This window comes from Rickettsiales bacterium, from assembly GCA_025210695.1.
GTDB lineage: Bacteria > Pseudomonadota > Alphaproteobacteria > Rickettsiales > CANDYO01 > CANDYO01.
In genome coordinates this window covers 46,000-57,842 of the sequence record JAOARE010000018.1, presented here as the reverse complement: position 1 = coordinate 57,842, position 11,843 = coordinate 46,000, and the positions used below count along the sequence as shown (strand labels likewise).

The window sequence follows — 11,843 nt, the reverse complement described above, 5'->3', positions numbered from 1 at the left end:
AAGCTTAATTATTTTTTAACCAAGAGAGCACTAAACTATCTTATATAATTGACATAAAGAATTACAAACATGCCCACCGAACCCACCGAAGCCGAGCTTTGTAAATCATACTTAATAAAAAAGTGTTATACTCCTCAAATTGCTTCCCTCTTCACCACATGGGAACAAGTTAGAAGACTTGTTAATGGATATACAGTTGAGCAATCCTTAGATAACGGAAATCAGCCCGCTGAAGCCTATCATTGCAAAGAATATTTAATAAAATGCTTTCTTCACCCTGCAGTTGCAACCCTATTTACAACATGGGAGCAAGTGAGGAGATTAGAAAGAGGTTTTACAGAAGAAGAATCTCTATACATGCAAAGAACAGAAGTATTCTCAGTAGATGGCAAAACCATCACAATACCTGGTTATACAAAAATGCCAGACGGAAGTGATTTCTTTTAAAAGAGTTCTCATCCTTATATTTTGTATACTATCATAGCACTGAGGAAAATGTCATACCCCCCATATGAATTTTTTTGTTTTTTTAAAGTTATAATATAAACACTTAAGTTTTTCTCTTAAGTAGAGAAGATAAAAAATTGAAACCAGTAATTATTTAATATCACTAAAAGATGCAATCTTTAAATCTTTTCCACCATTTTTAATTTGAACATAATGGTTAACCGGCACTTCATGCCATTTATATAGATGGTCATCTAAATTTTCAGAGGCTATAACAACTGATTCATCATCATATTTTGAATAATTTAATGATAATGCTTTATGTTCTTTTGTAACAAATCTAGTAGCTATCATTTCTTTACCATTAGTAATAACTATATTAAGACGAGAAGAATCCTCCTCTCCTTGAGCATTATCCACCCATCTAAAAGCTTCCTTGATTGCTTCATTAAGAGACATTTCTTTAACATATACATATTGCATAATCAAAAAGAATAAACATTCAGAATCAGTATTGCCTTTAATCTCAAGAAAAAGTTCATCGGATAACTCTGCCATTAATGAACGTCTTATATTATCAAAGCCGTCTATGGCTCCATTATGCACCATTGTATAGTCTTTATAACAAAAAGGATGACAATTGCTCTTGGTAATATCACCAATTGTTGAGGACCTAATATGTCCTATAAAACATTTAGATTCTATAATCTTAGCTAAATCTATTAAGTTACTATCATTCCAAGCCGGCTGAATAGATCTAAAAACTGCAGGATTATTGATAATTTTAAAATCATACCAAGCCATCCCAAAACCATCAGCATTCACTTTATACTGATCTTTTGTAGCATTTTTACTTTGTTTGATTAAAGAATTACCTGGCTTTACTAAAAGTTCCCCTATTAAAATAGGCTTTTCTCCAATATATGCAACAAATCTACACATTAAACACTCCTTGTAACTTTACTTAAAAACTAACGAGTTCTTATTTTTTGCTTTGAGGATTTTTCATTTTCTTAACCATTGACTGATGTTGGCTGTACACAGGATACTCCGTATAAATAACATTAGGTTTAATAGGTTTGCTTTGTTTTGGCTTAAACGAAACAAGTCTCTGATAAACTTTATTTAAATCTTTCTTGCTTGGATATTTTATATCACTTATTCCTACCAGATTTGAGATCCATTCTCTAAATGTTCTTTGAGGTCTTTCTTTAGCTACATCTTGAGGCCGCTTCCCATCGTTATTTTTAATAGAAACATCAGCACCTTTATCAAGCAATGCTTCACATAACTCTATATTCCCTTGTCTAGCTGCCACATGAAGCAAAGTCTCTCCATTATTATCCTTAGTAGACAAACACCTAGCTAAACAACCTTCTGACAAATTATTTAAACGATCTTCTATTTTATAGTTATGCTTAGAATTACTTGCCTTTGATTTTATAAAATTCAGCACTTCCTGCACTTGCTTTGTTTCTTTTATTATTGGCTCATCTCGAAGTTTATCTATATTTGCACCATTATTAACCAGTGCAAAAATATTTTGTTTTATATCTTCTATATTCTTAGGATAATTTGGTACAGTTAAACATCTTTTATATTCTTCTATATTCCCCTCTAAAACTGTATCTCCTAGTACATCAATTGAGTTAACGTCCACTCCTTTAGCACATAAATATGTAATCATTTCTGGTTTTCCAGCATATTCTAAGAGATTTCTTCCCTCTCTATCCTTTACTTTAACATCAACTCCACTCTCAAGAGCCATTTTAAACATCCCCATATTTCCCTTAAGTGCAATATAATGCATAGGATAATAACCTCTATCCATTTTAGATCCTAAGAAGCTATTTAATTTTTTCATATCTTTAAGCTTAGTAATGAAGCGCTCAGCTAAAGCAATATTTTTATTTTCAAAACATCCCTCAAATAAATTAGATAAAGTTTTTTGATCAGTCTTATGGGTTAATAAATGATCTATTTGATGTTCTAAAGAACTAATAGACATAATCTCTTTTCTAATTTCATTCTTTCTATCCTCTCTTAATTCTTGATGAAGCATTTTACCACTTGGTTGAACTCTTTCCATTATTTGTATGAATGAAGATATTTTTAGAGATTTACTGCCCATTATTACCACTTTACAATTAGGATCAAAAACATCCATTCCTAATTTCTTAATCCCCCTATACATATCTAACTCATCAGGTGCATAATGGCCGCTATTATTCGTTATTTTAATTATTTTTCCTTGTTTATTGATGCTAATCATACCCGCAAGTTCTGCTGGCACTCCACTTAGAAAAGATGCATGAGTTAAAGTAGCCTTGCTAGGATCTGGACTAAACCTTCCTGTATGAGTAGCAATATAAAGACCTCCATCTTTACCCATAACAAAAGCTTGTAGGTTCTTTTCTCCTTTACTGACTAACCCTTCTGTGGAAGCTTTTTTATTTTGATCCTTCCTGTAAACCAAACTACCAGATTCATAAAGTAATTGATGATCCTCCAAGGTTTTCTTGTCCATTTTAAGCATCTTATACTCATCTCCAAAATGTGTCCTTTTTCCAGTGGCCACCTCTTGCAAATAAGCCGTACTAGAAGATATTCTAACCCTTACACAATCAACCAAATCCCCTTTCTGAGGTTTAATAGCTGGCATTACTTTAGATTTTACAATATCCCTCCATTTCTTTTTCGGTTCCTCTGTTTTCATTAATTTCCTCTAATAATTATTCCACTCTATAAATAGAGTAACAGTCAATTATGAAGAAATAATTAATAAAACCTACGGTAACATCCTTCCCTTTTCTTGATCCTCCGGGAAACAAAATCACTTTATCTGGTGATACAACCTCATTTTTAAATATTTAATCTGGAATAGCTCTACTCATTATTAGTAGTGAAGATTATATCTAAACTAGGTCTATAATCTTAATATTTTATTTACTATTTAAACCTATAATCTCACTACAGTAGGTAATTAACTATAGTAATTTTATGAGTGAAACCCAAGATTTGTCAGATTTTGCAGCATTTGATTTAGATGATTTGTTATCTGAAATAGAATCAAATAAATCTAAAAAAGAAGTAACGGCTTACCTTGACCGCGCTTTCCTTGCTAGAATGATTAATGAGTATCACGCTCAACAAAAACTTGGTGTATCTGATTTTGGCCGTAATAATAAAATTAACTTAGTTGAATATAATTTCACTGGAGCAGACTTCAGAAGAATTCGTTTTTCTGACTTTGCCTTATGCGACTTTAAAGATTGTGATATAAGCTCTGTACGTCTTGACCGACAAGGAATAGACTTCTTTAGAGAGTTAATGCTAAATGGAACCGTTACGGCTCAAGGACTAAACCTAGAAGGAGCTTATCTTGGACCAGTATTAACTGTTAGATCAGAATTAGGAATAGCATGCTATATTAACTTAAACCTAAGTAATATGGATCTTACAGGAACCAATTTTTCTAAGTGTGATATGAAAGGAGTGTTGTTTGAAAATACTAACATCTCTGGATGCGATTTCCTAGGCTGTAAGAACTTAGATCCAAAACAACTTGCTTTTACCATAGGAGCAGAAACCGCTCTTTTTGATGATTCACCAGAAAAAAACTTTGCCTTTAAAAAACAAATAAAAATCTATTCAGAGACCTTAGATCCAGTGGCTTACTATGCCCCTCCGTTACAAAAAACAGGCAATAAAATTATTGCCTTTTTAGCAAGAATAACTAATTTTTTTGACAATTAGACTCCTTAACTAGCTTCTTTCTCTTCCTTTTCTAGGAGTTTTGACGCCCTTCTCTTGAGGGTTTATACTTTCCACTCCCTCAACACATTGAGCTCCACTTTCTCTTAAAGAATTAAGAACATCCTTTGGAATTTCAAGCCTTAAAATTTTTGATTGTTTGGTTATTTCTTTATCTGAAATATTCACTCCAACTGGCGAACCTACACGCTCTATAACTTCCTTCTCCTCTTCTGGCACTTCTAACCTAACTTCACTACCCTCTAAACCTATAGAAGAATTCACTTCCTTAAATTCACTATTATGCTCATGATCTGCTACGCTTCCTCCATAGAATATACTTTCTATATCTTTAGAAACTTCTCTTATCAACTCATTAGCCTTTTCTGGACTTGTGGATTCTATAACATCCCTTAAAGAAATTCCCTTATTATTTTTAATATCAATGTCGGCACCTAAATCTTCAGTTAATACATAAAAATTATCCTCATTATCAGATAATAAAGCATAATGGCCAGGAGTATTTCCTAATTCATCTTGTTGATCTAAATTTGCTCCCTTAGCTGCTAATTTTTTAATCTGGGTCTCATCTCCTGATAATGCCACCTGATGAAGGCGTTTTTTTCTATTAATCTCTATAGCAGTTTCTGTTCCTTCGTTCATTGCATAATTATAGCCAATCTTCCGAGGAGAAACTCCCTTATAATTTTCTATATCAATATCTCCTCCATTTTTCATAAGACTAGTAACAACTCCTGTCTTCCCTTTTCTTACCCCATATCCAATAGCATGATGCATTATGCTATTACCTTGTGCATCCTGAACACTATAAACAGCTTTGTCAGTGGGAAGTAATTTTGCAATAATGCGATCACTAGCACCATGTTTTAGAGCTATAGCAAGACTGCTCTCTTGATCGTTATTTAACGCATTTGTATCTATCTTTGTAGTACAAAGCTTTTCAATTCTTTCATCATCCCCCAACTCTAGGGCAAAATTAAGAGCTGTATCTCCTCGATTGTTTCTCAAATTCATATCCACTTGTGAAGCACGATCACCATCCAACATTATGTCTATCACATCATCAGAGCTTAAAGCTGCAAAATGCATAGGAGAATTTCCATTAATATCTTGAGCATTTAAATCAGCTCCTTTTTCAAGCATAATATTAATTATAGGAATTTTTATATTTATCATTTCAGTGGATAAAGCCACATGTAAAGCCGTTTCTTTTCTTTTATTTGTTATATTAGGATCAGCTCCGCAGGAAAGTAAGAAATCTATTGTTTCTAAATTCTCTTTTGAAGCTGCATTATGTAAAACCGTATTGCCAAACTTATTTTGAGAATTTATATCAGCTCCTCTATTTAATGCATGCTCCATACTTTCTATATTGTCTTTTTCTGCAGCTCTATGTAATTCTGCATTTAGAAGCTTCATATTAGGGGCATATTCTTCTTTATTTTTACTTTTTTCTCTGCCCTTCTCTTCAGGTATATTTTGTTTTCTTTCTTTTTCTTCTATAAAATCAGACATTTGCCTGGCTTCTTCGTCAGTAAATATAACCTCCTCTGACTTTGAAACTTTGCTAAGTTTTTCAAAAAGCTCTTCTGATACCTCTCCTTTTTCAACAGTAAATTCTGTTCCATCTTCTTTCTCAACAAAAATTTTACTGCCTTCTCGTTTTACTCTAGCTTCTCCTTTGTTTAGCTTGGCATCTTCTTTAGTTGTGAATTTATAGGTTGGATTCTCCCTCGTTGCATATTGTCCAAATGCGTTAAAAACATTATAAAACTTTTCAGCCCCCCATACTCCCCAACTAACCTCACTAGACTTAGCCTGGGGAGCATGTTGTTTTCTAGGAGAAGGAGTAGCGGTTTTACTTTTTGGTAAATTTGGTAAAGATGTATCTTTTTGATCACTAGAAAAGGTTTGTTCAGCCTCATGCTCATCCATATCCTGCTGTGATTGATAGCGAACATCTTCCTTAGAAGGCTCACCTACCAAATCTTTTGCTAAACGATCTATTATATCATAAGCATAAGCACCTTTTTCATAGGCAGAGCGTATACCAGCCTTATAAACAGAATCTAATGTATTATAAACTGAGTTCCAACGGTCTTGATATTGCTTTTGCTTTTCTTTGTGAGATCTAATTTCAATTGCAACACCTTCCTTAGATCTACGTTCGGCCCAATCCAGAGGGGTTAAACCAATATCATCTTTTTGCTGAATTCTAGAGTTTTTAGAAAGTAATAATTTCGCTAAATCTTTATATCCATTAATAGAAGCAATATGAAGAGCGGTTTCACCATATAAGTTGGTATAGTTGATATCAGCTCCTTCAGAAATTGTCTTAGCCACCCCCTGTACATCGTTTTTATAAACACAGTCTAATAATCTTCTATTGATTTCTTCTGACATCACTAACCCCTTATAAATGTTCTTATAAAAGAATGCTATATTAATAGATGACCAAAATCAAGAAAATACACTTTTAGTTTAAAAACAGGCAAAAAATCTTCGGATAAGATTTGATACTCATCCAAAGATTTGTAGTGATTTAAAATAAAGTTTATGCTTCTAATTAAGCACCAAATCTTCTATCTCTTGAAAATGTTTTACGAAAACCATTAGAAGCAGGTCTAGCAGGAGATCTATTTTCATTCCTTGACGCTCTATTACCAAAACCAGATCTTGAAGATTTTCCAGAAGAGTTTCCATTTTCTGATCTTCTTTTTTCAAACTTTCCACCAAAGCTGCGTCGTGAAGAGTTTTCTTCTCCAAATCTTCTTCCCTCAAAAGCTCTGTTGCCAAAAGATCTTGAGCTGCCCTCTTCTAAGCCACCAAAACTACGTCTTGAAGTGTTGCCTTCTTCAAATCTTTGCCCCCTTCTACCTCTAGCGGCAAAATCAGGCCTTGAGCTATAAGATCCAGCAGATGATCTTTCTGTTTCTAATCTTCGGTTGAAGTTTCTTCCTTCAGATCGTCTAAACCCACCACCTGAATTTCTTCCAGACCTATTAGCATTCTTAGATCTTGAAGCTCTTTTAGGGTCATCAAAACTAGAATCAAGTTTAACACCAGGATACATCATTTTATGGATATCTCTCCATTTTGAATGATCTTGTGGAGTTATTAAACTTATAGCCATTCCTTCAGAACCAGCGCGCCCAGTACGACCAATACGATGAATAAAGTCTTCTTCGCATTGTGGTAAGTCATGATTAATCACACATTCAATATGCGGTATATCTAAACCACGTGCAGCAACGTCAGTTGCCACAAGAATACGATGTTTCTTATTTCTAAAACCACGAATAACTTTCTCGCGGTTTCTTTGACGAAGATCTCCATGAATAGCAGCAACACTGTGACCATGATCACGCAATTTGTCTGCTAATCTTTCTGTCCCCATTTTGGTTTTAACAAAAATAATAACAGTTCCTTCTCTTGAGTCTAATTGCTCCACCAATACACCATATTTTTCTGCTTCAGAAAGACGTATTGTTTCTTGCTTGATTGTATCAGCAGCAGAAATAGTAGAACCTATTGAGACTCTAACTGCATCTTTTAAATATTTTGTTGAAATATTTGTAATATTATTTGGCAAAGTTGCTGAGAACATTAATGTTTGACGCTGTTTCGGTAAAAATCTTGCAATTTCATCAAGTTGAATACCAAACCCCATATCAAGCATACGGTCAGTTTCATCAAGCACCAAAAATCCTGTTTTACTTAATTTCAATGTACCACGATCTAAATGATCATTTATTCTTCCAGGAGTACCAACAATTATTCTAGGATTTCCAGCTAATTGATTAAGCTGCCTACCCATTGGATCTCCACCAATTATTAACGCTGTTCTAATCTTGCTTTTATTACCCAACATTTGATTTAGCAGCGCAAGAACCTGCATAGCTAATTCTCTAGTTGGTGTTAACACTAAAGCTGTAGTATTTTCTGAATTCAATAAATATGAGATTAAAGGTATTCCATAAGCTGCTGTTTTTCCAGTTCCAGTCTGTGCTGTGCCAAGAACGTCTTGTCCCTGAAGCGCATGAGGAATTGTTTGAGCTTGAATTGGAGTTGGTGCTGTATATTTCATTGCCGCAAGTGCATTAAATAACGGCTCGGGCAACCCAAGTGATTGAAAATTTTCCATAGTATTTTTCCTGAAATTCTGAGAGAGGAAAATAATACTAATATATTTAGAAAATCTTACTCACCCTATTGTTAAGACGGCAGACTTAGGGGCTTTATTTAAACCCCCTAAGCTTAAAATTTAAGCAATTATGCTAATTTTAAATTAACTGCTGAAGTTTTACCTTTATTTGTAGCAACTTCATATGATATTTTTTCACCTTCTTTTAGGCCAGAAATACCTGCTTCTTCTAAAGCACTAATATGAACAAACACATCGCTTGTTCCTTCCTCTGGTTGAATGAAACCATAACCTTTTGTTGCATTAAACCATTTTACAATACCTGTTGACATTTCGTCTCCTTGATAACTTTATACTATTTTAAACATTACGCAAAACTACTCCGCGTAAAAATTTCTACTCTTATTACTCTTTCAGCCAGATCGTCTAAATTAACTCTGGAGAGAAATGCTTCATATTCAGGGGAAATACACCACTTAAAGTGCTAAGACCAACTTAATAACCAAAGAGCATTAGGCAAAAACCTTTCTTCATTATAAGATTAATGCTTAAAAAGTCAAGTATTTATTGGAATTACGCAACCTCAACAAATGATCCTGATTCTTCATAATCAAGAACCTCCCTAAAATCCCCCTATAAGAACCATATTAATCTCAACCAATTTTCTGTTCCATCTATAACTTAGCCATAAATTGATCAATGATATATTGTGTTTGAAACTCAGATAGCTTTTCTTCACATGCAGATATTGTATATTTTAATTCTTTCTATCTGTTCTGATAAATTAGACATATACAAAACCATATCTTAATCCTGCTCTGAAAAACAATATAACATCATACCAGTAACAAAAATAATTATTCTTACAGAATCAATTGATTCATCTCCATGAGTTACAACCATATTGTTTTCTTCTACAAAATCCAAATGGTGTTCAGTGTTGACGATATTATTTAAATATTCGTTTCGTTCTCTCATAAACTCTGTATTTATTGAATGAATTTCCGCATTCAATCGACCTTCTCCTCCACTAGATAATACTTGCTCTATACCATAATTTATCTCTTCTCTAGCTCTAGAGACATCCTCTAATTGAGTAACAACTTCCTCAATCTCGCTAACTAGCTCTAAATCTCCATCCGCTCTTGCATCCTGCAAATCTCCCCGAAGCATTTCTAGATATCCTTCCGCTATATTCATCATAACTTCAGTTTGGCTTTGTTCTAATCCATGCATAGCAACTCCTTAGAGCTAAAATTTTAATAAGATGCTAACAAGAAAAGATTAAAAGAGGATTAAGAGATATATTTATGTAAGCATAATTATTGAGATAATATTTCCCATTGGACTATTGGGATTGTGAGTGCTTCTTCTGTAACTAAAGAAAACTTCCTCTTCATCATATGTATTGCGATTAACGTCTAATATATTACTAATATTAGCTCTAGACAGCTTATCTTTAACATAACCCGGAAAATCAAACATATAATGATTTGGCTTTACACTTGGAACAAAAAACTCCTTATAACCACCTGATTCCAGCATAAAGTCTTGATATAATTCATCACCAACTTCATAGGAATGCTGCTTGATGCAAGGACCTATAATTGCGGTAATGTTTTCAGCCCCTAAAGACTTCATCTTATCTACAGCTTCTTGCATTATATTAGCTCTAGCTCCACGCCAACCAGCATGAACTGCAGATATTACCTTTTTATTCTCATCAGCCAATAATATAGGAACACAATCAGCTGTTAACACCCCCAAAGCAATATTAGGCATCGTAGTAACCTGACCATCAGCTACACAAGAATTTTGATAATCATTCACGATAATAATTTTATTGGTATGTTTTTGCTCTACAACAGATACAGACTCAGAATTAAAATGCCTAGAAACTTTTTTTAAACTCTCTTCTTTATTATTTTTTATATAAGGAAAAGACTTGGTATAAAAACCATAGCGAATATTCTTTGGCTTGAATTTATCATGAGTTATAAACATTGCCTAACCTTTTAACGGTTGCATCTTTGCCCAAAATAGACATGATTTCAAAGACACTTGGAGAAGCAGTAGATCCGGTTAATAACACCCTAGTAATACCAGCTATTTCTCCTAACTTCATCTTATTACTAATGGCGAAAGCTTTAGTGCGTTCCATCAGATCTTCTTTAGTCCAATCTTTAGATTTTGAAATATGATGCTGAAAATCTTGAATTACGTCAAATTTCATCATAATTATTTTCTTTAAATCTTCTGGAATTTCTATCTCTTCTTCTAAGATATAAATCTTAGCCATCTCTACCAATTCTAATATAGTATTTGCTCTTTGTTTTAAACTATTTAAACCTTTAAAAATATTCTCCTTGCTTTGATCACTTAATTCAGGCATATGCTCCAGCATTAACAACAACACCCTATCGTTATCAGCCTCTTTTAAATAATGATTATTTAAGTGATTCATCTTTTTAAAGTCTAATCTGGAAGGAGACTTCCCTATTGACTCTAAATTAAACCATTCTATAGCCTGATCTTGAGTAATTATCTCATCATCACCATGACTCCACCCAAGTCTTAGTAAATAATTACAAATCGTCTCTGGTAAATATCCCATATCGCGATATCCCTCCACTCCCAAAGCACCATGTCTTTTAGAAAGTTTTTTACCATCCGGCCCATGAATAAGAGGAATATGTGAAAAAGAAGGAACTTTCCATCCTAAAGCCTCATAAATAACTATCTGACGCGGAGTATTGCTCAAATGATCATCACCTCTAATAACATGGGTAACACCCATATCATGATCATCCACCACCACTGCAAGCATATAAGTTGGAGTTCCATCAGAACGTAATAAAATCATATCATCAAGGGTATGATTCTCAGTGGTAATAGTTCCTTGAACTTCATCTTCTAAAATTGTAACACCCTCACGTGGAGATTTAAGCCTAACAACATATGGAGCATCTGGATGGCTAGAAGATTTGGCATCTCTCCATTTGCTACGAATAGGCTCACCTGTTTTCATAGATTTCTCACGAAGTTTCTCTAATTCTTCTGAGCTTAAAAAACATTTATATGCTTTGCCCTTGTTAAGCAATTCTAACGCAACTTCCTTATGGCGCTCACTCTTAGAAAATTGAGTAACTTCTTCTCCGTCCCAACTCAGACCCATCCATTTAAGACCATCTAAGATAGCTTCAATTGCTTTATCTGTAGAACGCTTGCGGTCAGTATCTTCAATTCTCAGTAAGAACCTACCATTATTAGACTTAGCGAATAAATAATTAAACAAAGCCGTTCTGGCGCTGCCTATATGTAAATAACCTGTAGGAGATGGAGCAAAACGAGTGACGACATTATTCATAACCTAAACAACCTTATCTAACTAATTATTTAGCTGCATTATATAGTGTCATCGAAGGAAAATCTAGAAAAAATTACTTATCCAGACTTCCCCTACCAAATCACTTAGGAA

At 33.8% G+C, this 11,843-nt stretch carries 10 protein-coding genes; 2 read left to right on the top strand and 8 right to left on the bottom strand.

Translation table 11 applies throughout. The features are described from left to right. Window positions 1–69: 69 nt before the first annotated feature. Window positions 70–447: a hypothetical protein gene (locus N4A31_02795; protein MCT4635160.1), complete on the top strand. Its 378-nt coding sequence runs from the start codon at window positions 70–72 to the stop codon at window positions 445–447. A 150-nt stretch (window positions 448–597) separates the two neighbouring features. Here the strand turns inward: N4A31_02795 and N4A31_02790 are convergent, their stop codons facing one another. Together N4A31_02790 and N4A31_02785 are read right to left on the bottom strand one after the other, a co-directional pair. Continuing rightward, window positions 598–1,389, bottom strand: a complete 792-nt coding sequence (locus tag N4A31_02790) for a class II glutamine amidotransferase (GenBank protein MCT4635159.1) — start codon at window positions 1,387–1,389, stop codon at window positions 598–600. 40 nt (window positions 1,390–1,429) lie between these two features. Further along, window positions 1,430–3,163, bottom strand: coding sequence for an ankyrin repeat domain-containing protein (locus N4A31_02785; GenBank protein ID MCT4635158.1), 1,734 nt, complete (start codon window positions 3,161–3,163; stop codon window positions 1,430–1,432). Window positions 3,164–3,447: 284 nt separating this feature from the next. On the opposite strand from N4A31_02785, the gene N4A31_02780 reads away from it, so the two are divergent. Continuing rightward, window positions 3,448–4,203 (top strand): pentapeptide repeat-containing protein, encoded by a 756-nt coding sequence (locus N4A31_02780; protein MCT4635157.1) that lies wholly within the window; start codon window positions 3,448–3,450, stop codon window positions 4,201–4,203. Between the two features lie 9 nt (window positions 4,204–4,212). Here N4A31_02780 and N4A31_02775 read toward each other — a convergent pair whose 3' ends face one another. The 6 genes from N4A31_02775 to gltX all read right to left on the bottom strand — a co-directional run bounded on the left by N4A31_02775 (window position 4,213) and on the right by gltX (window position 11,732). Continuing rightward, window positions 4,213–6,624, bottom strand: coding sequence for an ankyrin repeat domain-containing protein (locus N4A31_02775; GenBank protein MCT4635156.1), 2,412 nt, complete (start codon window positions 6,622–6,624; stop codon window positions 4,213–4,215). 163 nt (window positions 6,625–6,787) lie between these two features. After that, window positions 6,788–8,365 carry a DEAD/DEAH box helicase gene (locus N4A31_02770; protein MCT4635155.1) on the bottom strand — a complete coding sequence of 526 codons (1,578 nt, stop codon included), beginning with the start codon at window positions 8,363–8,365 and terminating at the stop codon, window positions 6,788–6,790. A 128-nt stretch (window positions 8,366–8,493) separates the two neighbouring features. Further along, window positions 8,494–8,697: a cold-shock protein gene (locus N4A31_02765; GenBank protein ID MCT4635154.1), complete on the bottom strand. Its 204-nt coding sequence runs from the start codon at window positions 8,695–8,697 to the stop codon at window positions 8,494–8,496. Window positions 8,698–9,172: 475 nt separating this feature from the next. Further along, on the bottom strand, window positions 9,173–9,601 hold the full coding sequence (locus N4A31_02760) for a hypothetical protein (GenBank protein MCT4635153.1): 429 nt from the start codon (window positions 9,599–9,601) through the stop codon (window positions 9,173–9,175). A gap of 72 nt (window positions 9,602–9,673) precedes the next feature. Beyond that, the gene (pgeF, locus tag N4A31_02755) at window positions 9,674–10,369 is read right to left on the bottom strand and encodes a peptidoglycan editing factor PgeF (GenBank protein ID MCT4635152.1); all 696 of its coding nucleotides are present in this window, start codon (window positions 10,367–10,369) and stop codon (window positions 9,674–9,676) included. Next, the gene (gene gltX, locus N4A31_02750) at window positions 10,353–11,732 is read right to left on the bottom strand and encodes a glutamate--tRNA ligase (protein ID MCT4635151.1); all 1,380 of its coding nucleotides are present in this window, start codon (window positions 11,730–11,732) and stop codon (window positions 10,353–10,355) included. The genes pgeF and gltX overlap by 17 nt, the downstream gene beginning before the upstream one ends. Window positions 11,733–11,843 lie beyond the last annotated feature (111 nt).

Bases quoted from the DNA above. Each gene is read 5' to 3' on its own strand.
- N4A31_02795 (MCT4635160.1), top strand. From the start codon at position 70: ATGCCCACCGAACCCACCGAAGCCGAGCTTTGTAAATCATACTTAATA.
- N4A31_02790 (MCT4635159.1), bottom strand. From the start codon at position 1,389: ATGTGTAGATTTGTTGCATATATTGGAGAAAAGCCTATTTTAATAGGG.
- N4A31_02785 (MCT4635158.1), bottom strand. From the start codon at position 3,163: ATGAAAACAGAGGAACCGAAAAAGAAATGGAGGGATATTGTAAAATCT.
- N4A31_02780 (MCT4635157.1), top strand. From the start codon at position 3,448: ATGAGTGAAACCCAAGATTTGTCAGATTTTGCAGCATTTGATTTAGAT.
- N4A31_02775 (MCT4635156.1), bottom strand. From the start codon at position 6,624: ATGTCAGAAGAAATCAATAGAAGATTATTAGACTGTGTTTATAAAAAC.
- N4A31_02770 (MCT4635155.1), bottom strand. From the start codon at position 8,365: ATGGAAAATTTTCAATCACTTGGGTTGCCCGAGCCGTTATTTAATGCA.
- N4A31_02765 (MCT4635154.1), bottom strand. From the start codon at position 8,697: ATGTCAACAGGTATTGTAAAATGGTTTAATGCAACAAAAGGTTATGGT.
- N4A31_02760 (MCT4635153.1), bottom strand. From the start codon at position 9,601: ATGCATGGATTAGAACAAAGCCAAACTGAAGTTATGATGAATATAGCG.
- pgeF (MCT4635152.1), bottom strand. From the start codon at position 10,369: ATGTTTATAACTCATGATAAATTCAAGCCAAAGAATATTCGCTATGGT.
- gltX (MCT4635151.1), bottom strand. From the start codon at position 11,732: ATGAATAATGTCGTCACTCGTTTTGCTCCATCTCCTACAGGTTATTTA.